The sequence below is a fragment of the Actinomadura rugatobispora genome (assembly GCF_055379765.1).
The window spans coordinates 10117146-10143842 of sequence record NZ_AP029191.1 but is presented as its reverse complement, the minus strand read 5'-3'; the positions used below and the strand labels follow the sequence as shown (position 1 = coordinate 10143842).

The following is a 26697-nucleotide window of genomic DNA, read 5'->3' as shown; positions in this document are numbered from 1 at the left end:
TTGGAACTGTGGGCCCGCTGGATCCATGGAGTTGCGTGTGGCGAAGAACGACGAAAGTATGAGTTCGCGCAAGCGCGTCCGGTCGCGACCTATCCGCCGCCGACTCGCAGCGCTGCTCGTCGTGCCGTTGCTGTTGCTGGTGGCGCTGTGGGCTTTTGCCACCTTCACGTCCGTCAGCGCGGCGGTGGCGAGGGCGGACTTCACCCGGGCCGTGAACGATATCGGAACCCCGGTCGGGATGGTCTCGGAAACGCTGCGCCTTGAACGCGCCGCCACGGCCGCGGTCCTCGGGTCCCGCGGCGCCCAGGGGGTCGAGCAACTCCAGCAAGGGCAGAAGGCCACCGACGGGGCGCTGGCGGTCTTCCGCCAGAAGACCCTCCCCGCCGCGAGCGAACTCACCGACCGCGAGACCATCCGGGCCATCGGCGACCTGAACCGCGAGTACGGCCGGATCGGCGCCCTCCGGGCCCGGGTCGCCGCGCGGTCGATCGCGCCGCTCGACGCGGTCAACCAGTACAACGCCCTGTCCGACAGGACGACCGGGACGCTGTCCACCATGATCACGAGCCTGGCCCACAGCACCAACTGGATGCTGCCCGGCCCGACGGCGTCCAACGACGTCAAGGCCTACCAGGCGGCCGTGGCGAACCTCTACAGCACCCAGGCCCGCGACCACATGATGCGCGAGGACGCGGTCGTCACGCTCGCCCAGGCCCGCGGCCGGTGGCTGTCGGCGCCGGAGTACGCGGCGTTCGTGCAGGCGGCCGCCGACCGCCGGCGCATGACCGACCTCTCCTTCAACACCTCCAACACGGCGGTGCGCGACATCCTGGGCGCGGTGAACCGGTCGCCGCAGTTCACGCGCTTCCAGCAGCTCGAGCAGACCATCATCGCCTCCCCGACGCGCAGGCCGTCGCCCACCGTGCTGGCGGACTGGCGCTCGACCCTCCCGGCCGCGTCCCAGTCCTGGTTCCTGGCCCTGCAGGGCTCCGGCGGCGCGGTGAACACCCAGCACGAGAAGGACGGCCGGGCGGTGACGTACCAGCTGGCGCTGGTCGGCGGCCTGGGCCTGGCGATCGTGGTCGCCTCGGTCGTGCTGTCGTGGCGGTTCGCCCGCGGCATCTCGGTCGAGCTGCGCGACCTGCAGCGGGCGGCGCAGGAGCTGGCCCACCAGCGGCTGCCCAGGGTCGTGGGCCGGCTGCGCCGGGGCGAGGAGGTCAACGTCGCGGACGAGGCCCCGGACATCAAGGGCGGCCGCACCGCCGAGATCGCCTCGGTCGCCGAGGCGTTCGGCACGGTGCAGCGCACCGCGATCGAGACCGCGGTCGGCGAGGCGCAGGTGCGCGCGGGCATCAGCCGGGTGTTCATCAACCTGGCCTGGCGGAGCCAGTCGCTGCTGCACCGGCAGCTGCGGCTGCTGGACGCGATGGAGCGCCGCACCTCCGACCCCGACGAGCTGGAGGACCTGTTCCGCCTGGACCACCTGACCACCCGCATGCGGCGGCACGCCGAGGGCCTGGTCATCCTGTCCGGCAAGCAGAACGTGCGCGGGTGGAGCGAGCCTGTCCCGGTGGAGCAGCTGCTGCGCGCGGCCGTCGCCGAGGTCGAGGACTACGCGCGGGTGGACGTCATGGCGCTGTCCCCGTCCCGGGTGGAGGGCTCGGTGGTGGCCGACGTGGTGCACCTGCTGGCCGAGCTGATCGAGAACGCGACCGCGTTCTCGCCGCCCAACACCGAGGTGCTGGTACGGGCCGACCAGGTCGGCAACGGGCTGGCCGTCGAGGTGGTCGACCGCGGGATCGGCCTGGACGCCGACGACCTGGCGGAGACCAACCGGCGGCTGGCCGACCCGCCGGAGTTCGACCTGGCCGACAGCGACCGGCTGGGCCTGTTCGTGGTGGCCCGGCTGGCCGCGCGGCACGAGATCCAGGTGGTGCTGCAGCCGTCCGCCTACGGCGGCGTCACCGCCGTCGTGCTGCTGCCCACCGCGCTGCTGGCCGACGGCGAGGCCGCGCCCACCTCGCGGGCCGTCCAGAACGGAAGCGCGCCCTGGCCGGCCGCCCGGACCGGGCGGGTCCTCCAGGCCGAGCCGGCGCCCCCGGCGCTGGTGCCGCCCGGGCCCGCGATGGAGCAGACGCCGGTCGGAGGACGGCACCGCGCCGCGCCGCCTCCCGCTCCCCCCGCGCCGCCGGTGCCGCCAGTGCCGCCGGTGCCGCCTCAGGCGCGGCCCGCAGCCCCGCCCCCGCCGCCGCTGCTCGCGGAGGACGTGCCCGGAATGGGGCGTGCCGACGGGCAGGAGGCCGCGTACGACGCGGAGACCGGCGGGCTGCCGCGTCGGGTCCGGCAGCGGAATCTGGCGCCGCAGCTGCGCTCCGCGCCCAGGTCGCGGGAGGGGACGTCGGAGTTCCCGACCGGCCGCGGCACGGGCGGGGACGAGCAGGGCTTCGGCGACCGGCCGGCGGAGACCAACCGCGATCTGCTCTCGTCCCTGCAGTCGGGCTGGACTGCGGCCCGCGGCGAGGACGAGGATGTGGAAACGGACGGATCGGCAGTGTTCGATGAACGAATCGAGCGGGGGAATCCATGACACGGCAGCGCATGGCCGGAGATTTCAGCTGGCTTCTGGACGAGCTCGTCGACCGCGTGGGCGAGGTGCAGCAGGCCGTGCTGCTGTCGCGCGACGGCCTCCTGATGGGCGCCTCACGCGGGGTGAGCCGGGAGGAGGCCGAGCACATCGCCGCGCTCTCCTCCGGATTCCACAGCCTGGCCAGGGGCGCGCGCGAGCACTTCGGCAAGGACGAGGTGCGGCAGACGATCGTGGAGATGAACGACGCGCTGTTCTTCATCTGCGCCGCGGGCAGCGGCAGCTGCCTGGCGGTGCTCGCCGACGCGGGCGGCAACACCGGTCTGGTCGGCTACGAGATGGCGATGCTGGTCAAACGCGTGCGCAAGCAGCTGGCGGCCACTCCCCGCTCCGACTCCGCGCCCGGTTCGGATCCGGCGGACGCGGGCGCCTCACCAGGAATGGCCGGTTCCTCGCGCGACGCGATATGAGCCGCGGACATGGAGTCCCCGAGAGAGCGCTGGATCGACGCGGACGCCGGGCCGATGGTGCGCCCGTATGCGCTGACCCGCGGCCGCACCCGGGTCCAGGGCGTCCGCCTGGACCTGGTCACGATGCTGGTCGTCACCGGGCGTTCCCCGAACGAGCGGGCGCGCCTGTCCCAGGAGCAGCAGCGGCTGCTCGACCTGTGCCGCAACCCGATGACCCTGGCCGATCTGACCTCCGAGCTGGACCTGCCTCTGGGCGTGATGCGGGTGCTGGTGGCCGACCTGTACCAGCAGGGACTGGTCGAGGAGCAGCGCTCGGCGCCACTGGCCGAACGACCCTCCCCCGAAATCCTCAAGAGAGTTCTCGATGACCTCCGCGCCCTCTGACACCCCGTCGTCCCTGTCCCCGCGAGCAGCCGGTGACTGGCGCAACACCCTCCTGGCCCCCACCGACGCGCACATGGCGCTGAAGATCCTGGTGGCCGGGGGGTTCGGCGCCGGCAAGACCACGATGGTGGGGGCGGTCAGCGAGATCCGCCCGCTGCGCACCGAGGAGGCGCTCACCGACGTCGGCAGCAAGGTGGACGACCTGCACGGGGTGGAGGGAAAGACCACCACCACCGTGGCCATGGACTTCGGCCGCCTGGCCTTCAACGACGGCATCACCCTCTACCTGTTCGGCACGCCGGGCCAGGAGCGGTTCTGGTTCATGTGGGAGGAGATGGCCTACGGGGCGATCGGGGCGGTGGTGCTGGCCGACACCCGCCGGCTGACCGCCAGCTTCGACTCCATCGACTTCTTCGAGCAGCGCGACACCCCGTTCGTCGTGGCCGTCAACTGCTTCGACGGGACCCGCACCCACACGCTGAAGCAGATCCGCACCGCGCTGGACGTGGACCCGCAGATCCCGATCGTCCTGTGCGACGCCCGTCAGCGCGACTCGGTCAAGAGCGTGCTCATCACGCTGGTCGAGCACGCCCTCGAACTCTCCTGAGAGGTCCCAGGGGCGCGATGGCCCGGTAGTGCGATGGTGCTTGCCCCTGGGACCTTCAACGGCCGGGCGGTTCGCTGAGGGCGGCCCGTAGGACGGTCAGCGCCACCGCGCACCAGCAGACCGCGGTGAACGACCAGAGGCGGGCGCCCAGGGCGCCGGCCACCGCGCCGGCGATGTAGAGCACCCAGACCAGCGTGAGCAGGCCCGTGCCGCGCCGCCGGGGGCGCTCGTCGGTGAGCTTGTCGAAGAGCGAGGCCAGGGTGCCGGTCACCACCGTGGTGGTCACGCCTGGAACCTCCAGCCGTACCGCCTGAACGCTCTGGACGCCCATCGCGGCGGCCACCAGACCCACGCGCGCCCAGTCCGGACCGGGCAGGGCCGCCGCCGCGGCGAGCAGCAGCGCCTCCGCGCCCAGCAACGGCAAGAACGCGGCCACGCGCCGCGGAACGCGGAGGCCGCCCCATCCCGCGGCCGCCGCGCCGGCACAGAACGCCGCCAGGGACATCAGCGGTCCCGTCACGCCGGCGTGCGGCCTGTCCGCGCCCGCGTCGCCGATCGGGATGCGCTCGGCGATGCCGATGGCCAGCAGCACGCAGTTGCCCGTCTGGTTGGCGACGAACACACCGCCGAGGACCATGAACGCGGCGGCGTCCACCAGGCCCGCCACCACAGTGAGCGTCAGAGCCGTACGGGCGAGGCCGGACTCCGGAACGCGCAGCCTGAGACGCATGCGTCCACCTTCATCGGCGGCGGCGCGATCCGCGCCGCCGCCACACCGGACACGACCCGACCTTTGAACGGGAGGTCCGGTCGCCGTTCAGGCGGTGCGGAATTCGATCGCGTGCAGGTTGGCGTGGATCCGGGTGGCGGACTCCAGGCGGAGCCCGGCCCGCTCCCCCAGGGCGGCGAACTCGTCGCGGTCGCGTTCGCCGCTGCCGAAGACGGTGTACATCTGCAGGTCGAACGCGGCGGTGCCCGCTTCGTCGGCCGGGGTCGCGACGCGTTCGAGCACGACGACGCGGCGGCCGCGCGCCGCCTCGGCGACCCGGGTCAGGATGGCGACCGCCTCCTCGTCCGGCCAGTCGTGCAGGACCTGTGCCAGGAGGTAGAGGTCCCGGCCCGCCGGCAGCTCCTCGAAGAAGCTCTGGGCGGCGATGGCGACGCGGTCGGCGAGGCCGCGCTCGGCGAGGTGGGCGCGGGCGCGCTCGGCGGTGGTGGGCAGTTCCACGAGGGTCGCGCGGACTCCGGGCGCCTCCGCCAGCACGTGGGCCAGGAACGTTCCGGTTCCGCCGCCGACGTCGACGAGATGCTCGCCGGTGAGGGCCAGTGCCTTGACGAGGTCCGGCGACCAGGTGCCCGACCACCGGGCCAGGTCGCCGTCGAAGGTCCGGCCGAGCCGCTCGTCGCCGGCCAGCTCTGCCCAGAAGGAGTGGCCGGCGGCGTGCTCGAACCCGGACTCGCCGGTGCGCGCGGCGTGCAGCAGGCCGGGCCAGGAGTCGTCGAGGCGGGCGTATCCGTTGCGGTGGTCGAGCCTGCCGTGCACCTGTTCCTCGAGCAGGAACGTCCCCGCCGGGGTGAGGGCGACGACGTCGTCGGCGCCGAGGGTGAAGTACCCCTGGTGCGCGAGCACGGCGAGGATCTTGCGGATGCCGCGGGGGCGGGCGCCGGCGGCCGCGGCGAGGTCCGGGACCGTGGTGCGCCCGTCGGTCACGTGCTCGGCGAGGTCGAGGGTGACGGCGGCGCGGATCGCGTACGGGACGGCGAGGGAGGCGGCGTGCCTGAGCCGGTCCATTTCCTGCGACGTCTCGTGCTGGGCGCGGCCCGCCCGCCAGTAGCCGGCGATGTCGGTGCGGCCGGCCGGGACCCGCCTGTCCTGCTCGAGCCAGCGCCGGATCGGGCGCAGCATGCCGGCCTCTCCGGCCGCCCACGCGTACACCTGGCCCGTCCTCCAGGGCGCGGCCCGGACGGCGTCCATCAGGGCGCCGGGTCCGGCGGTGTCGCGGTGGACCCAGGTGAGGTCGAGGTCGGCACGGTGGTCGAAGGTCTGCTCCTCGCCGGCGGAGGCGACCGAGACGACCGCGGTGACCGGGGTGCCGGCGGGCAGTTCCTCGATGCGGCGCGCGATGGCGGGCAGGGCCGTCTCGTCGCCGGCCAGGAAGTACCAGTCGATGCCGGCGGGGAGGACGGTGGTCCCGCGGGGGCCGGCGACGAGGACGCGGTCGCCGGGACGGGCGCGTCCGGCCCACTCCGCCGCGGGCCCGCCGGCATGGCGGACGAAGTCCAGCTCGAGGCGGCGGGCATCGGGGTCGTAGCGGCGCGGGGTGTAGTCGCGGGCCCGCTCGATCGTCCCGGGCGGCCAGTCCAGGTGGCCGTCCTCCTGGACGGGCGGGACGACCCCGGCCCCGGGCACGATCAGCTTGACGTGGTCGTCGGCGTTCTCGGTGCGGAACGGGGCGATCCGGTGGCCGCCGTTCTCGAACGCGCCGAGCTGGGCGCCGGTCAGCACGACCCGGCGCGTCCGGGGCGTGACGTCGAAGGCGTCCAGGACCTCCAGGTCGCGGACCACGATCGGGAACGCCTTGTGCTCGCGGGCGGCCATGCTCCACGTCCTTCTCGTCAGCCAAAGATCATTTTAATTAGGTTAGGCTAACCTACTATGACCTCCCGGGGCCACGCCGCCGGCGCTCGACCGGCTTTCGACCGCCCCGCCGGGCGCCGGTATGTTTCCGTGGACGGACTTCACGGGACAGGCGGGAGGACCAGTGCGCGGCGGGCTGGTACTGGCGGAGCGATACCGGCTCGAGTCGTTGCTGGGACGCGGCGGCATGGGGGAGGTCTGGCGCGGCGTCGACACGCGCCTGAGCCGCCCGGTGGCCGTGAAGATGCTGGCCAAGCCGGAGGGCGCCGACCCCCTCCTGATCCAGAGGTTCCAGCGCGAGGTGGAGATCAGCGCCCGCCTGCGGCACCCCAACATCGTCGTGATCCACGACGGCGGGGACGACGGCGGCGCGCTGTTCCTGGTGATGGAACTGCTGGACGGGGAGGACCTGTCGGCCCTCATCCGGCGGCATCCGGGCGGCCTCCCGGTCGACCGGGCGCTGCGGATCGCCGCGCAGGCGGCGGACGCGCTGCGGGCCGCCCACGAGCAGGGCGTCGTGCACCGCGACATCAAGCCCGCCAACGTCATGCTGCTCCCCGGCGACCACGTGACGGTGATGGACTTCGGCATCGCGCGGCACGCCGACCAGATCACCAACCTCACCGGCAGCGCCGTCATCGGCACCCCCGCCTTCATGGCCCCCGAGCAGTTCGAGAGCGGCGGCGAGGTCGACTTCCGCGCCGACCTCTACGCGCTCGGCGTGGTGCTCTTCGCGCTGCTGACCGGCCGGGCGCCCTTCGACGCCGACACGCTCCCGGTGCTCATCCGCAGCATCGTGCTCGAACCGGCGCCGAGGATCCGGTCGCTGCGCCCCGACCTTCCCGACTCCCTCGACCGGCTCGTGGACTCACTGCTGGCCAAGGATCCGCGCGCCCGTCCCGCCGACGCCCGCGCGGTGCTGGAGCTGCTGCGCACGGCGGGCACCGCGCCCCCGCCGGGGCCCGCCCCGACGCCGCCTCCGTTCCCGCCGGCCCTCCCCGTGCCGGCGCGGCCGCCGTACGCGGCCGGCGGCACGCGCGTCGAGACCGTCGTCACCGGTGACAACGGCGCGCCCGCCAACACCTACGTCGTGGGCGACGACGACGAGGTCTTCGTGATCGACCCCGCGTCCCGCGTGGACGGCATCAGCCGGGTCGTCGGAGGCCGCGACGCCGTGGCGGTCATCCTCACCGACGGCGAGGAGATCCACGTCATGAACGCCCGCAACGTCTCCGCCAACGCCTACGTCGCCCTGCCCCAGGCCGCGCTGCCGCGCTGGCGCTCCCACCTTGAACGGGCGTCTCTGCACGTGCCCGACCCGGCGCAGCGCAAGGCGCTCCGGAAGGCCCGCCCCGACACGCTCTACAAGCGCGATGACGACTTCGAGATCGGCGACGCGCGGCTCACGGTGATCGACGTGCCCAGCCACATCCGGGGCGGCGTCTGGCTCTACAGCGAGGAGCTGCACGCCCTCTTCACCGGCTTCACGCTCCACACTCCCGACTTCAGGCACCGCCACCAGCACGCCGCGCTGCTCGCCCAGCTGCCGCCGGTGACCCGCGTGCTGCCGGGGTGGGGCGCCGAGACCACGGTCGGCGCCCTGCTCGCCCTGCCCGGCTGACCCGCGCGCCGCACGAAGATCGTCCGCCCTCCGGGATCAGACGACGTCGTACCAGCACAGCAGGTGGACGCGGCAGACCTGCTCCAGCCCCGGAGGCAGCCGGAACACGCCGAGCGTCTCAGGCGTGCTCCCCAGGACCACGGGTTCCGGCAGCTCCAGCACCCCGCAGAAGAGCTGCGGCCAGTCGGCACTGGCGACGCAGTGGACGTCGACGGGCCGGGCGGCCGTGCCGCAGCCGGGCGACCGCTCGAACTCGACCGTGTGGTGGGTGCTCGGTGCCGCGCCGGGGACCTCGAGGAACAGCCCGATCCGCGTCACCCGCGGATCGCGCCGCCCCTGCAGGAACGGGAACATGGTCCGTCCCAGGGCCGGCCGGATCTCATGGGCGCGCGGGCGCCGCCACGCGTCCGGGAGGTCGTGCTCGACGTCGAAGTACCGGACGCCGGAGCCGGGCAGGTGGCGCCGCGCGCTCTCGCTCGCGGCGCGGCGCAGCTCGTCGCCGCCCTCGCGCGCCGTGTAGTTGAGGTGCAGGACGACGTCGGCGAGGGTGGCGACGTCGAAGTGGTTGTTCTCGGGCGGCAGCTCGATCCGCCAGCGGCCGGCCGCGCCGGCGAACTCGAACGGCAGGTACCGGTCGTCGCGGAAGTTCAGCTCGAACATCCCGTGGTCGTTCTGCCCCGCCGAGGTGGCGATCGCCTCGGACGCCGTGTGCCGCGTAACGATCCGGGGATCGTCGGGCACCGGGTCGTAGCCGCCCGCGCCGGGACGGCCGTCCGGGCAGCAGGCGCCGGGCGGATCGACCAGGCGCGGATCGACGCGGGTCGTGCTGCCCAGCAGGGTCAGCCGGCTCTGCACGCCGACGTACGGGCCGACGACGCACGGGACGCTGAGGCTCACGTTCCGGATCCGCCGCATGTAGTGACCCGGGTAGTCCTGGTCGAACAGCCACTCCGGGATCTCGATCTCGCAGCTGCCCGTGGCCTGCAGGGTCAGGAACTCCAGCGGGAAGAGCAGGCGCAGCGACAGGTGCTTGGTGATCTCGTACTCGCGGCGGTTGTCGTCCAGGTAGGCGTGCTCCATCCGCTTGAGGGCGACGGCCAGCCGGTCGCCCGCCTGGAGGCCCTCGTGCAGCCCGTCCCAGACCTCGCCGGTGATGAACGAGCGCGTGTGCCCGCGCTCGTAGTTGAACGCGCGCTCGGCCTGGCGCGCCACGTGCAGGGCCAGGTCGTAGGTCTGCGCGTACAACGCCGCCGTCTCCCGCTGCAGGAACAGGTAGAGCTGGTGGGCGGTGAACTTGTCCCGCAGGTAGTCGTGGACCTCCGCCGAGCTCTCCATCTGCCGCCGGTGGGTGTTCAGCTCGCGCAGGGCGATGTCCTGGCGGCGCTCGGCGGCGAGGATGTGCCGTTCGGCCTGCTGGATCTCGAGGCCGAGGACCTCGACCTGGTGCCGCCACTCCTCCTCGCGCCGCTCCCATCCGGCCTGGGTCAGGCGCAGCCCGCCGGTGGTCGTGGAGAGCTCGCCGAGCGAATTGGCGATGCGGGCCGCGGTCGCGAACACCGAGGCGAGTTTCGAGCCGATCGGTATCTGCTGGTAGAACAGCGGCGATCCGCCGAACCCGGCGACACCGGCGAAGATGTCGGGGGTCGCGCCGATCCCCTGCGCGATGGCCTCGGCGATGTTGCCCGTCGCCCGGAGCGCCAGCGCCGCGTAGACGAGGAAGACGTGCTCGTCCTCGCGGTTGCTCAGCCCGTTCTCGATCAGCAGGTTGTGGTACCGCTGGCGGGTCTGGGCGATCTCCTTGGCCTTGCGCTGCGCCTGCGCGTTCCAGTCGGCCTCGCGCCACTGGTTCTGGCGGATCTGGAGGGTGAGGTCGGACAGCTGGCGCTCGTGCGTCGCGCGCAGCGTGGCGAGGTACTCGGCGTCGCCCTTCTCGTAGGCGCCGAGCAGGGCGTTGCCCAGGTTGCGCAGCTCGGCGGCCAGCTCGTGCGCCTTCTGGATCAGGTACGCGAACCGGTAGCAGCTGTCGGGGGCGCACCAGTCGAGGTCGTCCAGGCACGGCTGGGTGCTCTCCCCCGGGGCGGGGTCGCTCCAGTAGGGCCGCTGGTCGCGCCGCAGCCGGTCGGCGTTCAGGGTGGCGTGGACGAGTCCGAGCCGGTCGGCGTTGCGTTCGTAGATCGCCAGCAGGCGCGGGTTGAGCGGAGCGGGGTCGGGGACGAAGTCCGCCACGGGATGGGGCGGGCCGTGGGGATCGTCCGCGAGCACCGTGGGCGGGGCCTGGCCGAGCACCCTGGCCACCGTCTCGAACACCAGCCGGGCCTGCTGGGACGACTCCGGCGTGTTGCCCCGCAGCAGTGCCGAGCCCCACTCGTCGAGCGTCTCCAGATAGTTCAGCAGGATCGCTCGGTCCCGGAGGGTGGCGACGTCGTGGTCCGCGCCGTCGCCGAGGGCGTGGTGGCGCAGCCAGCTCGTGTCTGACCGCAGCGGGGCGAAGGCGAGGTCGTACCAGCGCAGCGCGGCCTCGAACCGGCAGTGGGCGCGCAGGCTCGCCGCGACCGCGATGGCCGGGGCGTGCACGGACGGCGGCAGGATCGGTGCTCCGGGCGCGTGGAAGGCGAAGTAGGGAAAGGTCGTCAGGCCGCCCGGGTAGGTGGGCGGTGGCGGAGTCTCGTGCAGCAGCGGCAGGGGCGTCGCGGCGTCGTCCGCCAGGTCGTAGCGGAACCCCGGCTCGGGCGCGGACGGGTAGCCCTCCGGGGCCTGGCCGCCCTCGACCGTGAAGCGCAGCGAGTCGTCGCTCCTCCCGGCGAATTCCAGATCCGGCTCCGGGGCGTGCACGCGCAGCGGCTCCGACGACCGGCGGGGCTGACTGAACTCGCCGTTGTGCACCCGGCTCCAGGCCAGGTGGACCGCCGGGTCGCTCGGCCACTGCAGCAGGCGCGGCAGGACGCCCGCGTCGTGCCAGCTCCACGGCACCTTGCCGTCAGGGTCGGCCGCGCGGGCCGGGCCGGCCGGGTCGGTGGGGGCGGGCATCCGGCCGTGGCCGTCGTCGGCGACCTGGGTGACGGCCTTGTGGAAGCGGGCGTCGAGGAGCCAGAAGTAGTACTCGTCGACCGTGGCGGCGTGCGGCTCGCCGCAGTCGCGGCAGCAGGCCGGCTCGCACCCCTCGCGGTGCGGGACGAACTCGGTGGAGGCAGGGGGCTCCCCCGCGGCGGCGACCCGGACGAAGCGCACCCCCATGCGGGTCGCGGCCTGAACCCACCACGGCAGCGGACGCTCCGGCGTCCCGGTCCCGTCCGCGATCGCCGCGTCGGTCGCGTCGGTCGCGTCGCTCGCCGCGCTCGCGTCGCCCGCGAGGGTCCGGTGCCGCGCCGGGAGGCCCGCCGCCGCGAGCCAGGACAGGCGGGCGTGGCGCTCGGGCATGCCCTGCAGGTCGAATCCATGGCGATCAAGGTCGACGCGACGCAGAACGGCGGGCTCGCGCGCCTGGAGGGCGGTCAGGCCGGGATGGGCCGGCGGCCGGTCCGCCGGCCAGTGCAGCAGGCCGCCGGGGACGGGCGAGGTCAGGGACGTGCGGCGCAGTTCGTCCTCGACGAGGCGGAACGCCTCCCCGCGGCGGGCCTCCCCCAGCTCCTCCCAGTCGATCCAGTTCTCGCGGTAGAGACGGCGGCGGACGCACCGTTCCCAGATCCGGTAGGTGGCGTACCGGCGGTCCCACAGCAGGGCGAAGCCCGCCGGGACCGGCAGGGCCGGCTCCAGCCCGAGCCGGGCTCGCTGGACGAACGTCTGGACCGCGCTGACGGCCTCCTCGATCCTGGTGGCCCGCTGGCGCAGACCGGCGTCCACGTCGATGAGCAGCAGTTCCTGGAGGGCCGGCGGATCCTGACCGAGGTGGGCCAGCAGCGCGGCGCGCCCGCGCAGCCGCAACCCGTCGTTGAGGGCCTGGACGTCGGTGTAGCGGCGGGGCTCGCCGTTCTCCAGGCAGCCGTCCCGCACGAACCTGGTGAGGACGGCGTTGCCCGAGCCGTCGCCGGTGCCGGCGCCGGGGTCGTCGGCCGCCCACAGGTCGGGGCGCGCGGTCCGGACGTCCTCGATCAGGAAGTCCTCGCGGAGCCGGTCGAACCACCGGTCGGCGTGCCAGACCCGCACCGTCCAGCGCTCGTCCCGCAGGTCGGCGCCGGTCACGGTGTGGCCGGCGTAGGTGAGCGCCTGCGGGAGGTGCCGCAGGTCGACGTGGAGATGCCGCTGCAGCTGGGCGCTCACGTCGGGGTGGTCCTCGGCGGCCTCGTGGAACAGCAGCCACAGCGGCGGCTCGGGCGCCGACGCCGTCGCCCGCCGCACGGCCGTGTAGTCGAAGATCCGCTCCCACTGGTCGAACAGCGCCTGCCGGCGCCGTGCCGACGGCTCGGCCCGCTGGTCCCGGGCCGGGGACGGCGCCTGGTAGTGGTCGAGCAGCGGCAGCAGATCGGGGGCGAACCAGGCGCGGTGGCTGGTGAAGGGGCCCGACGGCATGCCGCCCGCCCGGTAGGACGACGTCCCCGCGAACAGGTCGGGGTGGGTCAGCAGGTAGCCGATCTCGGACTGGCCGTCGTCGGCGATCGGCCGGGCCGACAACCCGAACCGGTGCGCGGACAGCAGGGCCGTGAACGCGCGCTGGTAGGTGCGGCGGATGTCGCGCAGGCTGCTGGTGTAGTGCCGCTCCAGGTACTGCCGCGCCGTTCCGTCCACGCCCTGGACGTCCGCCGCCAGGGTGCCGTCCTTGCGCTCGCCGAACAGCTGCGAGTGCGGGATCGCCATCAGGTCGTCGCAGGTGTCGTGGCCCGCGTACTTGAGCTGGAACCCGCCGACGGCCGGTGTCAGGTCCTCGGCGTCGCGATGGGCCGGCCGGGGCTGGACGAACTCGACGCTGAGCCGGTACGCGCCGCGCGCCAGCCGCAGCGGGTCGGCGCGATCGCCCGGGACGGTCTCGTCCGGCCAGTCGTGGCTGAGCACGACCCAGCGGCGCTGGCCGCGCCGCAGCGTGACGAGCCAGCGCCCGGTCGCGGCCGCGAAGTCGGGCGGCAGGCCGTCCGGGGTGGGCGCGCCGGCCCGGAACTCGTAGGGGCCGCCCGCCTCGATCAGCAGCGTGCCCGTCCAGCGCACGGTGTAGCCCTCGGCTCCGCCGAGCGGGCGGCCGTCCACGTTGGCGGTGGCGAAGCCGTTGCGGAAGTCGACGAACTCGCGCTCGACGGCCGTCGGGGCCAGGTCCAGGGCCGGGACGACGGTCGGGATCGGGCTGTTGCCGGCGTTCTCCCCCGTGCCGAACACCGACAGCGGCCCGCGCGCCTCACGCCACACCAGCCCCCGGCCCTCGGCGGTGTACTCCCCGGGCAGGCCGGTGCCGGCGAGGCCGAGCAGGGCCGCGAACGCGCCGGCGGACGGGCGGTCCGGCCAGAGGGTCGACGGGGGCTCTCCGCCGTCGCGCTCCCAGGGCTCGGTGCCGGCGTTCTCGTCGGCCGACAGCTCGCGCAGCACGCTCCAGGCGAGTTCCGAGCCCTCGGTGGTCGCCCGCCCGGACCAGTCGTCGACGTGCGCGGCCAGATGCTCGGCGATCAGCTCGCAGCGGCGGTAGAAGAGGGCGAACCGCCGCTGGAACCAGGCCCACCGGGCGTCCTCGTCGGGTTCCTCGATCAGCCGTTCCTCGGCCTCCCGGAGGTCGCCGACGACGAAGGCGAACGGGGCCAGATCGGCCCGGGGCGCGAAGTACAGCTGGCGGACGGCGCGCTGCTCGACGGCGCTCAGCTGGCGGATCCGGCCCAGCTTGGCGATCACCGCCTCGCCGCTGAGCGGCAGCTCGGCCCACAGCTCGTGGACGGCGGTGTCGTAGCGGAACGGCCCCGGCGGGGTGTTCCACATCGGCGCGGAGGTCGGCGCCAGGGGCTGCCGGTACTGGCGGTCCCCGGGCGCCACCGGGACGCCCGCCGCGGCGACGGCGGCCGGGAAGAAGCGGGTGCCGAGCCTGCGCAACGGGTCCGGCCCGGACACCGGCGGGCCGTAGCCGAACCGGTCCCGGAGGGTCTGCTCGATCCGGTCCCAGGTCCAGGCGGCCGCGTCCTCGCCGCCGACCTGGTCCTCGGCGGCCGTGAGGCACGCCCGCAGGGCCCACAGGGAGTGGGCGGACTGGTCGTCGGGCAGCGCCAGCGGGTCGTCCAGCGCCTCGTTGCCCGGCTGGAGCGGGAAGGGGTCGTCGCCGTCCAGGTGCGGGTCGGCGGTGCACAGCAGCAGCACCTCGCCGACGCCGAAGTCGGACGCGTAGATCTTGGCCAGCACCTCGGCGAAGCGCAGCGTGTGGGCCGGGCGCGCGTCCCAGCGGTCGCCGCTCGCCGGGTCGGGGTCGAAACCGGCGAGCAGCGACAGCGGGCCGAGGTTGTCGGCCAGCAGCTTCAGGAACTCGGGCCCGCGCGGCGCGCGGCCGTGCCGGTCGCGCCCGTGGGCCGCCACCTGGTCGAGGAGCTCGTCCAGCGCCCAGGCCCGCTTGGCCGCCCCGGGACCGGCCCACAGCGCCAGCAGGTGCGTGCGGTCGGGGCCGGTGGCGGCCGGGGCCGGGGGGTCGAGCGGATCGGTGAGGGCGGCGCCGAAGTCGTCGCGCAGGATCTGGAAGGCGGCGAGGTCGCGCACGAAGTCGGGGTTGATCATCCCGTCGGGCCTGAACAGCTCGAACGCGACGCAGAGATCCCGGAGCCGGGCGAAGTCGTAGCGCGCGTTCGCCACCCCCTGGAGCTTGCGCCACAGCCGGATGAACACCGCCAGCCGGCGCAGCGCGTCCACCGGCGACGAGGGATCCTGGAAGCGGATGTGGTAGGCGTGCGGATCGCACGGCTCGCAGTCGGGGAAGCGGCGCGGCCCCTCGCCGCCGGACCGGGCGAAGCGGACGAAGCCCGAACGCCACAGCTCCAGGAACTCGCACCAGGTCAGGCCGGTGCGCTCCAGGAACTCCGGGAGCCGGACGACGATCTCGGTCCAGTGCGTCTCCCCGACGGTGTCGGCGTCGAAGCCGTACAGCTCGTGCAGGACGAGCCGCCCCTCCGGGTCCTGTTCGGGGACGTCGCGGGTGAACAGCAGCTCCAGCTCTTCCGGCGACAGGTGCAGGTACTCGGCCGCGAGCTCGCGCTTCACCGGGTAGCGCCACAGGTGCCGCTGGAAGTCGGGCGGCTGGTCGGCGGGGTCGAGGGCCTGCTCGGTGATGTCGGCGCGGAAGCGGCGCATGACCGCGTACCGGCTGGTGCGCAGGTGCGCCAGGTAGGTGCGGTTGATGTCCAGGGCCTGCGCGTAGGGCAGCGACGGCGCGGAGAAGTCGATCTTGAGCTTCTCGTAGGCGCCGGGCCGCCTGACCGGGGTTGCGGGGGTGGAGTGCTCGGGCAGCGCCGCGAACAGGGTGGCCGGGTCGTGCTCGGCCAGCGAGTGGCCGCCGAGCGAGGCGGCGTGGGTGTCGTACACGACGCCGCCGCTGCCCGGCGGGCCGTCGACGGCGGCCTCCAGGCACTCGTTGACCAGGTCGATCACGGGGACGGGGATCTCGAGGGCGGCCCGGCTCGCGGCCAGTTCGCCCAGCCTGCCCCGCCGGCCCGCCAGGAGTTCGGCGAGCGTGGCGGCCGCCTCGCGCTCCGGCTCGTCCCCGAACGGGTCTTCACAGGTGGAGTCCTCGGTGAGCCGGAGCAGGTCGTGGAGGTAGGCGACCGGGCCGAGGGGGGAACGGTGCGGTGGAGGGACGCAGTTGACCAGCCGGCCGTCGGGGTTCACGGGCCGGAACTCGCCGCCGTCCGGGGTGCCGCCGTTCGGTGAGGGCTCGTCCGGAAGTCCGCCGGCGCGTTCGTAGAGGGTGTCGGCGTGCTCCCAGGCGACCGTCCCGGTCAGCGCGGCCCGGAAGTCCTCCCTGGCCGATTCGGCGATCCGGGCGCGGCCGGTGAACCCGCGGGCGTACAGGGCCTCCATGATCGAGAAGGCCCGCTCGGTCGTCCACGGAGGCGGCGGCGTGCCCGCCGCGCCCGCCGCCCCCGTCAGCAGGCTCAGCTCGTTGAGCGTGGTCAGCGCCTGCCAGAGCCGCTCCCCCGCCGCCTCGTCATCGGGCAGCGTGGCGGCGATGTGGGCCCTGACGGCCGCGGCCCGCTCGTCGGTCCACTCCTCCCCGAACTCGAAGTCGCCGCTGGGAAAGGTCGTGATGAAGGCGGTGATGAGGTCGCCCGGCGGTCTCGGGAGGCGGGGCGGCCCGCCCTGCGGCTCCTCGAAGATCGGTGCGGACTCCTGCACGATCGCGAAGAACTGCTGGACGTGGCGGATGAACGCCGCCACCCGTTCGGCGACGCTGCCCGGCCGGGTGAAGTCCGGCAGCAGGTCCGCCGCGTCCGGCCCGGCGAACAGCGCCTGCCAGTCGGCGGCCGGGCGGTCGTCGATGTCGTCCGCGCTTGCGGCGCCCAGCCCGGTCTTGATCGCGCCGATGAGCGGGCCGTGGCCGCCGGCGAGGACCAGCAGGACCAGTTCCAGATGGCCCGCGAGACGGCCCGGATCGGTGACGCCGGCCCAGAAGCCGTCGATGTCCTCGCCCTGGTAGGCGAGCCATGCCTCGACCAGGGACCGCACGTTGGCGCGGATGGGATCGGCCCCGTTCAGCGCGAACTGCGGCGCCGAGCCCTGGACCGCGCCCAGGGCGCGCAGCCGCCTGGCCGCCTGGGCGATCCCGGTGCCCGCAGGCGCCGTGATCACGCCGGAGTCGAGGGCCGCCTGCAAGGCGGACCTGAGCGTGTCCTCCTCCTGCAGCGTGTGGAGCTGGAACCGCTGCTCGGCGGAGATGCTCGTGGGCAGTGCGGCGCCCAGCGCGTAGAAGTACTCGGCGGGGACGGCGAAGACCGGCTCCAGGGGCGCGGGCGGGTCGGCGAGGGGCACGGCCGACGCCAGGACGACCCGGACCGACTTGAACCGCGCCCCGCCCGGGGCCCGCGCGAGCGAGACCGGCATCAGCAGGCCGGCCCTGGACGCGGCGCGGCTGAGCGCCTCGGCCCTGAGGGCGGCGGCCAGGGCGTAGACGAACGGCGCGAGGCGTTCGGAGTCGGCGTTGCCGACGGCGTAGTAGCTGTCCAGATCGCCCTCGAACGTGGCCCGGCTGACCTCGTCGCCCTGCTCCCTGCCGCTGTCGGGCAGGGTGTAGAGCCAGTCGAGCTCCCTGGACGCCTGCGACCCGCCGAAGCGGACCTTGGGCGCGGGCAGCGGCCGGAACGACTGGTTCCAGACGATCTCGTACGCGACGTGGCGGGCCTGCAGCGGTGTCAGCTCCGTGATCGGCAGCGGGGCCGCGCTCCCCGGATCAGCGTCGAGGACCGCCTGGACGGCGTTGCGCAGGTCGGTGAACCGGGGCGGGGTGCCGTCGGCGGGCACCTCGACGTAGTCGTCGGTGTCCAGCCCGGTGCCCGGGGCGGGCAGCGCCAGATAAACACTGGACGTAGGAATATCCGGATAATTCCGACGAGGCGGACGATTTTGCTGCGGGTCCACCGGGACGTTGAAGTACAACTGCCGGTGGACGATGGTGCTGCCGTTCCTCCTGATCACCAGCCGCAGATCCGGCGAGCCGTGCTCGGGGCCCGTTCCGGACGGGATCCGGATCACCGCCGTGGCCACGGCCTTGAACACGTCGGGCACGGGAAGGGGCTCCGGCGGGGGCTCCTCCGTCGGACCCCAGTGCTGCACGATATCCGAATTCTGGTTGGGGCGGAAAGGATCGGTCGGCGGCGGATCGACCGGCGCCCGATAGGTCGCCACTCCCAGCGAGACGCCCTCCAGCGGAGAGGCCGTCGAAAGATCGAACGCCTCGATCTCCAGGCCGTCGAGGTAGGGCGTGAAATCGGCGCCCCCGATGGGTTCGACCGGGTGCAGCCGTATCACGATGAGTGCCATGTCCGCGTCCTTCCGCCCTGTCGGTCGTGAAGCCCTGGCCTGCTCAGACATCGGCAGCGAGTGGTCGGCGCCGGAAGGCGGGCACCGCCCCGATCACATGGCGAAGATCCGTTCGCGATCGAGGGCAGGGTCCGCCGTTCGGCGACTCCAGGGGGGTCGAGTCCCCTCGATTCTTCCTGGCCGACGTGGCCGCCAAACCGCGAATCGCGAGGACTTTCCGAATGGCGACCGGGCGGTCGCTTCACGATCTTCGAGCGCCCTCGAACCGGCTTTTCCGATCATCGTCAACGGCACTCCGCACGCTTCCGGAATTCCTCCCTGTTACTACTGGAACGACGTCTTTGTCCGCAGGACGAATCAAGATTGTTTCTGCGATCCGAGCACTGGATCTTCGTTCACTGATAAAGGACCCTGACCGCGCCAGAAGAGCCCTCCCGGCGCCGTTTTCCGTGGCGCGCCGGAGCCGGGATTCGCGGATTAGTCACCAAGACCGGAGGGTAAAGCAACGATGATCCCCGACACATCCAGCTGCCGGCCTCTGACGGGCCGTCCGGACGAGATGGTGCAGAATGCCGAATCTTGCCTTCTCGCGCGTGCAGGTCCCCGCCGTCTCGCCGCCCAAGGGCGGTGGCGCCGTCCGCGGCGTCGGCGAGAAGTTCGCCGCCGGCACCGCCACCGGCACCGGCTCCATGAGCGTGCCGATCGCGACGAGCGAGGCCCGTTCGGGCCTCGGCCCCGAGCTGGCGCTGACCTACGACTCCGCCAACGGCAACGGCCCGTTCGGGTACGGGTGGAGGCTGTCCACGCCCGCGATCACCCGGAGGACCGACAAGGGCGTCCCGGAGTACCGCGACGGCGACGAGTCCGACGTCTACCTGCTCTCCGGCGTCGAGGACCTCGTCCCCGTGCTGCGTCCCGACGGCACCCGGTTCGCCGACGAGGTCACCGCCCCCGGGTACGTCGTCCATCGCTACCGGCCGCGCACCGAGGGCCTGTTCGCCCGGATCGAGCGCTGGACCCGGCGCGACACCGGCGACGTCCACTGGCGCTCCGTCACCTCCGGCGGTGTGACCACGCGGTACGGCACCGACCGGCGGTCGCGCGTCGCCGAGGGCACGCGGGTGTTCAGCTGGCTCGCCTGCGAGAGCTACGACGACAAGGGCGGCGCGCTCGTCTACGAGTACGTGGAGGAGGACGCCCGCGGCGTCGACCTGGCGCGCGCGAGCGAACGGCACCGTTCCCGGGGCTCCAACCGCTATCTCAAGCGCATCCGGTACGGCAACCGCGTCTCGCGCCTCGTCGAACCGGACCTCGGCAAGGCGTCGTGGCTGTTCGAGGTCGTCTTCGACTACGACGAAGGGCACGTCGAGCCGGTCGCCCCCGACCCGGGCGTGCCGGAGGACGAGCAGCACCGGTTCGTCCGGGCGTCGCCGTCGGCACCGCACGCGTGGTCGGAGCGCCCCGACCCGTTCTCGGCGTATCGCGCGGGCTTCGAGGTGCGCACCCACCGCCGCTGCCTCCGCGTCCTGATGTTCCACCACATTCCCGGCGGCGACGCCGGGGAGCCGGGTTACGACGGGCTGGTGAGCTCCACCGAGTTCGACTACGCCGACCTCGACCTCGGCCCCACCGGTTCCGGCCGGACGGTGACGGTCGACGAGGAGCTGTCCCACCAGGGCAGCACCCGGTTCGGCTCGTTCCTGCGCCGGGTGACGCAGAAGGGCCACGTCCGCGACGACACCCGGCCCGCCGCCGTGCGGGGCGGCGCCGAGTTCGCCACCTATCTCGAGGAGTCGCTGCCGCCGGTCGAGTTCGAGTACTCCCGGCCCGAGATCCACGACGAGCTGCACGACCTCGACCCGGCGACGCTGCCGGACGGCCTGGACGGCCACGACCACCAGTGGGTCGACCTGCACGGCGAGGGCGTCTCCGGCGTGCTCGTGGAGCAGGCCGGCGCGTGGTACTACCACCGCAACACCAGCCCGCTGTCACCCCGGGCCCGGTTCGGCCGTGCCGAGCCCGTCCCCCTTTCGCCGAGCTCGCCGCTCACCGGCGCCCCAGGCGCCGCCCGCTTCATGGACCTGGCGGGCGACGGGCGGCCCGACCTGGTCGCGCTGGACGGCCCCATGCCCGGGTTCCACGAGCACGACGACGGCGAGGGGTGGCGCCCGTTCCGGCCGTTCACCTCCCGCCTCAACCGCGACACCGAGGCGGCGAACCTGCGGCTGGCCGACCTCACCGGCGACGGGTTCGCCGACGTGCTCATCACCGAGGACGACGCGCTCGTCTGGCACCCGTCCCTGGCCGAGGCGGGCTTCCTGCCGGCGCGCCGGGTGGCCCGGCCGTACGACGAGGAGGAGAGCGGGCCGCGCGCCGTCTTCGCCGACGGCGGCCATTCGGCGCTCCTGGCCGACATGAGCGGCGACGGCCTCAGCGACCTGGTGCGCGTCCGCAACGGCGAGGTCTGCTACTGGCCGAACCTGGGCCACGGCCGCTTCGGCGCCAAGATCACCATGGACGGCTCGCCCCTGTTCGACTCGCCCGAGGAGTTCGACGAGCGCCGCGTCCTGCTCGCCGACCTCGACGGGTCGGGCACGACCGACCTCGTCTACCTGCACCGCGACGGCGTGCGGCTCTACTTCAACCGGTCGGGCAACGGCCTGGGCGACGCGCGCCGCCTGAACGTCCCGCCGCCCGCCCAGGACTTCGCCGCGATCACGCCCGTCGACCTGCTCGGCAACGGCACCCTCTGCCTGGTGTGGGCGTCGCCGTCGCCCGCCGAGGCGGGCAGGCCGCTGCGGTACGTCGACCTGATGGGCGGGGTGAAGCCGCACCTGCTGACGCGGGCGGTCAACAACCTCGGCGGCGAGACCACGGTCCGCTACGCCCCCTCGACGAGGTTCTACCTGGCGGACCGCGAGGCGGGCCGGCCGTGGCTCACCCGCCTGCCGTTCCCGGTCCACGTCGTCGAGCGGGTCGAGACCCTCGACCGGGTCGGCCGGCTCCGGTTCGTCACCCGGTACGCCTACCACCACGGCGACTACGACCCCGTGGAGCGGGAGTTCCGCGGCTTCGGCATGGTGGAGCAGTGGGACACCGAGCACCCGCTCGACCCGGCGGTGCCCGCGGCCAACGAGGACGCCGCCTCCCGCGTACCGCCGATCCTCACCCGCACCTGGACGCACACCGGCGTCCACGTCGGAGCGGAAGGCGTCTCGAACGCCTTCGCCGGGCCGGCCGACGCCGGCGATCCCGGCGAGTACTACCGCGAGCCCGGCCTGAGCCACACCCGGGCGAGAGCCCTGCTGCTGGACGACACGGTGCTGCCCGGCGGGCTGACCTTCGAGGAGGAACGCCAGGCGTGCCGAGCCCTGCGCGGCTCGGTGCTGCGCCAGGAGGTGTACGCCCTCGACGGCTCGGGCACCGACGAGTACCCGTACGGCCACCCCTACACCGTCACCGAGCAGAACTACACGGTCCGGATGCTGCAGCCCCGCGCGGGCAACGAGCACGCGGTCTTCCTGGTGCACGCGCGCGAGGGGCTCACCTACCAGTACGAGCGGAATCCCGCCGACCCGCGCGTCGGCCACGCGCTCGTCCTGGAGGTCGACGAGTACGGCAACGAACGGCGGTCCGTCACCCTCGGCTACGGGCGCCGTGCCCCCGACCCGGCGCTGCCCGAGAGGGTCCGTGAGAGCCAGGCGCGGATGCTCGCCACCTACATCGAGAACGACGTCACCAACGCCATCGACACGCCCGGCGCCTACCTGGCGCCGCTGCCGTGCGCCTCGCGCACCTACGAGCTCACCGGTCTCACACCGGTCGAGGGCCGCCGCTTCACCTTCGACGAGGTCGACGCGGCCGTGAAGGCCGCCGTGCCGCTCGCCTACGAGCAGGAGCCCACTCCCGGCCGGCGCGAGAAGCGCCTGCTCGACCACGTGCGCGGGTACTTCCGCCGCGACGACCTCACCGGCCCGCTGCCGCTGGGCGTCGTGGAGCCGCTGGCGCTTCCGTACGAGAGCTACCGACTCGCCCTCACGCCGGGGCTCGTCGGCGCCGTCCACGGCGACCGCGTCACCGACGCCATGCTCGCGGACGAGGCCCGCTACGTACGCCTGGCCGGCGACGACGGGTGGTGGGCGCCGTCCGGGCGGGTCTTCTACTCGCCCGGCCCGGCCGATCCGCCGGAGGCCGAGGCCGCCCATGCCCGCGCCCACTTCTTCCTCCCGCACCGCTACCGCGACGCGTTCCACACCGAGGAGGCGAGAACCGAGCAGTTCGTCACCTACGACGCGCACGACCTGCTGGTCCTGGAGACGTGCGACGCGCTGGGCAACCGTGTCACCGTCGGCGTCCGCGAGCTCGACCCGGCGCTGTCCCCGGTCCGCGGCGCGTACGACTACCGCGTCCTGCAGCCCGCCCTCGTGATGGACGCGAACCGCAACCGGACGGCGATCGCCTACGACGCCCTCGGCGCGGTCGCCGGCACCGCGGTCATGGGCAAACCCGAGGAGGTGCCGGTGCCCGGCGACCGGCTGGACCCCGGTTTCCGCGCCGACCTGACCCAGGCCGAGATCAACGCGGTCCTCGCCGACCCCACCGGTCCGATGGCCGCCACGCTGCTCGGTGACGCCACCACCCGCGTCGTGCGTGACCTGAGGGCCTACTCACGCTCCCCGTCCCCGGAGGGCGGCGTGCCCACCCCGACCGCCGTGTTCGCCCGGGAGGTACATGCCGGCGCGGCGGCGCCCGTGCCGATCCGGGTCGAGCTGGCCTACGGCGACGGGTTCGGCCGCGAGATCCAGCGAAAGATCCAGGCCGAGCCGGGGCCCGTGCCGGGGTCGGTTCCGGGGTCGGTTCCGGGGGCGCCGCACGACGCCGATCCCAGATGGGTCGGCACCGGCTGGACGGTGTTCAACAACAAGGGCAAGCCGATCCGCGAGTACGAGCCGTTCTTCAGCGGCACCCATCGCTTCGAGCCCGATGTCCGGGCCGGCGTCTCGACCCTCCGGTTCTACGATCCGCTGGAGCGGACGGTCGCCACGCTCCACCCCGACCGCACGTGGGAGAAGGTGGTCTTCGATCCGTGGCGGCAGGAGGTCTGGGACGCCAACGACACCGTTCTGGTGGCCGACCCCGCCGCGGACCCGCACGCCGGGCCGCACTTCGCCCGGACGGACCCAGGCGAGTACCTGCCCACGTGGCATGCCCTGCGCACCGATCCGCGCGAGGCGGAGGCGTTCGCGGCGCGCTACCCCGATCCGATCGACCGCGGGCACGAGACACGGGCGGCCGAGCGGACGCGGGTGCACGCCGCGACGCCCACCGTCGCCCACGCCGACGCGCTCGGCCGTACCGCCGCCACGGTCCTGCACAACAGGTTCGCCTACGGCGACGCGCCCGCCGGAGCCGCACCGGTCGAGGAGTTCCACCGCACCGAGGTCGTCCTCGACATCCAGAACCGGCAGCGCGAGGTCATCGACGCCAAGGGCCGCGTCGTCGCGCGCTACGTCCACGACATGGCCGGGGCCCAGATCGGCGGCTCCAGCATGGAGGCCGGCGAGTCACGGGCCCTGCCGGACGCGGCCGGCAATCCCTGCCTTCTCTGGGACGGCGACGACCGGCGGTTCCGCACCCTCTACGACGCGCTGCGCCGCCCCACCGGCACCCTTCTGCGGGAGGGGGACGGCGCCGAGGTCCTCATCGAGCGCACCGTCTACGGCGAGAGCCGTCCCGAACCCGAGACCGGCAACCTGCGCGGCAGAGCGGTCGAGGTCCACGACCAGTCGGGCGTGGTCATCACCGGCGACTACGATTTCAAGGGCAACGTGCTGTCGACCCGGCGCCGGTTCGCCCGCGACTACGCCGGCACGATCGACGTCTCCGCCGACGTGCCGCTCGACGACGAGACCTTCACCGAACGCACCCGCTACGACGCGCTCAACCGCCCCGTCCAGCTGATCGCACCGCACAGCGACCGGCCCGGCACGGTGGTGAACGTCATCCAGCCCGTGCACAACGTCGCCGGGCTGCTGGAGCGGGTGAACGTCTGGCTCGACCTGGACGCCGAGCCCGAGGGGCCGCTGGATCCCGCCACCGCGAGCCTGCGCGCGGTCACCGGCGTCGACTACGACGCCAAGGGGCGGCGCACGCTCGTCGACAACGGCAACGGCGCCCGGACCACCTACGCCTACGACCCGCTGACCAACCGCCTCACCGGCCTCCTCACCCGGCGCGACGCCGCCGCCTTCCCGGACGACTGCCCCGACCCGGCCCCGGCCGCCTGGCCCGGCTGCCAGGTGCGGAACGTCCGCTACACCTACGACCCGGCGGGCAACACCACCCACGTGCGCGACGACGCCCAGCAGACCGTGTTCTTCCGCAACCGGCGGGTGGCGCCGGGCTCCGACTTCACCTACGACGCCGTCTACCGGCTCATCGAGGCCACCGGGCGCGAGCACCTCGGCCAGACCGGCGGCACCCCGAACGCGCCCACCCCCCACTCCTCCGACGACCTCGCACGGCTGCGCCTGCAGCACCCCGAGGACGGCAACGCCATGGGGCGCTACATCGAGCGCTACACCTACGACGCCGTGGGCAACATCGAGTCGATGCGGCACCGGGGCTGCGACCCGGCCCACGCCGGCTGGCGGCGCGCCTACACCTACGACGAGCCGAGCGCGCTCGACCCGGCCGTGTCCTCGAACCGGCTGACCAGCACGACCGTCGGCGGGGTGACCGAGCCGTACGCCTACGACGTCAATGGCAACCTGCTGCACATGCCCCACCTGCCGGTGATGCTGTGGGACTTCCACGACCAGCTGCGGATGACGCGGCGGCAGGCGGGCGACAACGGCGAGCGCACCTTCTACGTGTACGACTCGTCGGGCGCGCGCGTGCGCAAGGTGACCGAGTCCGAGCCCGGCGGGATCAAGGAGGAACGCCTCTACCTGGGCGGATTCGAGATCTACCGCCGCCACGGCTCCGATCCGCTGGAACGCGAGACGCTGCACGTCACCGACGACGAGCACACCGTCGCCAGGGTCGAGACCCGTGTCGCCGGCGTCGAGCCGGGCGTGCCGCGACGGCGCGTCCGCTACCAGTACGGCGAGCAGGTGGGCGCGGGCGCCCTGGAGCTCGACGAGGCCGCCCAGGTGATCTCGTACGAGGAGTGCTCGCCGTACGGCAGCACCACCTACCAGGCGGTCAGCGGCCAGACCGTGGAGCCGAACCGGTACCGCTTCACCGGAAAGGAACGCGACGAGGAGAGCGGCCTGTACTACCACGGTGCGCGCTACTACGCGCCCTGGCTGGGCCGCTGGACGGCCTGCGACCCGGACGGGCTCGCCGCCGGGCCCGACCTCTACGTGTACGCCCTCGGCAACCCCGTGGCGTTCTACGACCCGTCCGGTGCCGCGCCCAAGAAGTACCAGGACCAGCGCTCCAAGGACACGGCCGCGAAGAGGCAGGAGATGGAGCAGAACCTCGCCAAGCCGGTGCAGAAGGGGAAGCCGAAGGTCCCCGACCCGATGCAGAAGAGAGCCGCCGGCTTCTCGAAGACGCCGATCGAGCAACATCACCACACGGGCGTCCAGCAGGCGGCCGAGGTCGGGCTCGACCCGAAGAAGATGGGGCAGCAGATGTCCTCGGTCTGGGGCAGGAAGACCGACCCGACGGTTCAGGCGGGCATCGGCGACCGGCCGGTGTGGGATCCCGGATTCGACGGCAAGCAGGTGACGCCGCACAACGTCGCCAAGCACATCGACTTCGACGAGCAGGCGAAGGGCCCGAAGACGGCGGCGAACCTCGAAGCGGCCGGAGAGGCGAGCAAGTGGCGGCGGCCCGCGACCGCCGACCTGTCCGAGCGGGCCAAGGTGGACTGGACCCGCACGGAGCCGAGACCGGAGCCGTTCCTCGACCTCAAGACCGGGCAGGTGACCAGCCCGAAGGGGGGCCCGAAGGCCAGCGGCCCGAAGGTGAAGGGTCCGAAGGCGCACGGCCCGAAGGTGAAGGGCGGCGGCCTCGTCGGCAAGGCCATCATGCTCGGCGTCGCCGGCTACGTCCTGTTCAAGACCGGGGACGCCTACGCCGCCGTCCAGACGGCGAATCCGGCCGCCAACACCACCGACGCCATCGTGGAGGGGAACCTGAGCGCGGAGAACCTGGCCTGGAGCGTCACGAAGGACGTCTACGGCCTGACCCCGGCGGCGACGGTGACCTCGGCCCTGCAGTTCGTCTTCGAGCCCCAGGGCGACAACATCTACGACCAGAAGCTCGCCGACCGGGCGCTGCAGGAGGGCCGCAACCCCTTCTGCGCGCAGTGCCACGGCCCCGGCGGCGCGCTCGACCCGAACAACGAGTGGAACCGCAAGGCGGAGGCCCGTTCGAAGGTCGATCTCAAGCCCACCGAGGCCGACGCCAAGGCCGCCTACGAATGGCTCAACGCCCGCTGACCGCCGGCCGCGCCCGCCG

General features: G+C 73.3%; 9 protein-coding genes. 6 read left to right on the top strand and 3 right to left on the bottom strand.

The window, feature by feature from the left end; translation table 11 throughout:
* The first annotated feature begins 58 nt into the window (after positions 1-58).
* The 4 genes from ACZ466_RS45575 to ACZ466_RS45560 all read left to right on the top strand — a co-directional run bounded on the left by ACZ466_RS45575 (position 59) and on the right by ACZ466_RS45560 (position 4045).
* The gene (locus ACZ466_RS45575; RefSeq protein ID WP_378287345.1) at positions 59-2587 is read left to right on the top strand and encodes a sensor histidine kinase; all 2529 of its coding nucleotides are present in this window, start codon (positions 59-61) and stop codon (positions 2585-2587) included.
* Positions 2584-3054 (top strand): roadblock/LC7 domain-containing protein, encoded by a 471-nt coding sequence (locus tag ACZ466_RS45570; protein WP_378287344.1) that lies wholly within the window; start codon positions 2584-2586, stop codon positions 3052-3054. Before ACZ466_RS45575 ends, ACZ466_RS45570 begins: the two co-directional genes overlap by 4 nt.
* 9 nt (positions 3055-3063) lie before the next feature.
* Complete coding sequence (locus tag ACZ466_RS45565) at positions 3064-3438, top strand: DUF742 domain-containing protein (protein ID WP_378287343.1); 375 nt, start codon at positions 3064-3066, stop codon at positions 3436-3438.
* A 73-nt stretch (positions 3439-3511) separates the two neighbouring features.
* On the top strand, positions 3512-4045 hold the full coding sequence (locus tag ACZ466_RS45560) for a GTP-binding protein (RefSeq protein WP_378287370.1): 534 nt from the start codon (positions 3512-3514) through the stop codon (positions 4043-4045).
* Positions 4046-4100: 55 nt separating this feature from the next.
* Here the strand turns inward: ACZ466_RS45560 and ACZ466_RS45555 are convergent, their stop codons facing one another.
* Positions 4101-4775: a DUF1275 family protein gene (locus ACZ466_RS45555; protein ID WP_378287342.1), complete on the bottom strand. Its 675-nt coding sequence runs from the start codon at positions 4773-4775 to the stop codon at positions 4101-4103.
* An 87-nt stretch (positions 4776-4862) separates the two neighbouring features.
* Positions 4863-6644, bottom strand: a complete 1782-nt coding sequence (locus ACZ466_RS45550) for an SIP domain-containing protein (protein WP_378287341.1) — start codon at positions 6642-6644, stop codon at positions 4863-4865.
* Between the two features lie 163 nt (positions 6645-6807).
* Between ACZ466_RS45550 and ACZ466_RS45545 the strand changes: the two genes are divergently transcribed.
* Positions 6808-8304, top strand: coding sequence for a protein kinase domain-containing protein (locus ACZ466_RS45545; RefSeq protein ID WP_378287339.1), 1497 nt, complete (start codon positions 6808-6810; stop codon positions 8302-8304).
* Between the two features lie 36 nt (positions 8305-8340).
* Here ACZ466_RS45545 and ACZ466_RS45540 read toward each other — a convergent pair whose 3' ends face one another.
* Positions 8341-18225, bottom strand: a complete 9885-nt coding sequence (locus ACZ466_RS45540; protein ID WP_378287338.1) for a Tc toxin subunit A-related protein — start codon at positions 18223-18225, stop codon at positions 8341-8343.
* A 569-nt stretch (positions 18226-18794) separates the two neighbouring features.
* Here ACZ466_RS45540 and ACZ466_RS45535 point away from each other — a divergent pair.
* The gene (locus ACZ466_RS45535; protein ID WP_464041951.1) at positions 18795-26678 is read left to right on the top strand and encodes a SpvB/TcaC N-terminal domain-containing protein; all 7884 of its coding nucleotides are present in this window, start codon (positions 18795-18797) and stop codon (positions 26676-26678) included.
* The last annotated feature ends 19 nt before the right edge of the window (positions 26679-26697 follow it).

Excerpts from the sequence above, each read along its gene's own strand:
- ACZ466_RS45575 (WP_378287345.1), top strand. The coding sequence starts at position 59 with ATGAGTTCGCGCAAGCGCGTCCGGTCGCGACCTATCCGCCGCCGACTC.
- ACZ466_RS45570 (WP_378287344.1), top strand. The coding sequence starts at position 2,584 with ATGACACGGCAGCGCATGGCCGGAGATTTCAGCTGGCTTCTGGACGAG.
- ACZ466_RS45565 (WP_378287343.1), top strand. The coding sequence starts at position 3,064 with ATGGAGTCCCCGAGAGAGCGCTGGATCGACGCGGACGCCGGGCCGATG.
- ACZ466_RS45560 (WP_378287370.1), top strand. The coding sequence starts at position 3,512 with ATGGCGCTGAAGATCCTGGTGGCCGGGGGGTTCGGCGCCGGCAAGACC.
- ACZ466_RS45555 (WP_378287342.1), bottom strand. The coding sequence starts at position 4,775 with ATGCGTCTCAGGCTGCGCGTTCCGGAGTCCGGCCTCGCCCGTACGGCT.
- ACZ466_RS45550 (WP_378287341.1), bottom strand. The coding sequence starts at position 6,644 with ATGGCCGCCCGCGAGCACAAGGCGTTCCCGATCGTGGTCCGCGACCTG.
- ACZ466_RS45540 (WP_378287338.1), bottom strand. The coding sequence starts at position 18,225 with ATGGCACTCATCGTGATACGGCTGCACCCGGTCGAACCCATCGGGGGC.
- ACZ466_RS45535 (WP_464041951.1), top strand. The coding sequence starts at position 18,795 with ATGCCGAATCTTGCCTTCTCGCGCGTGCAGGTCCCCGCCGTCTCGCCG.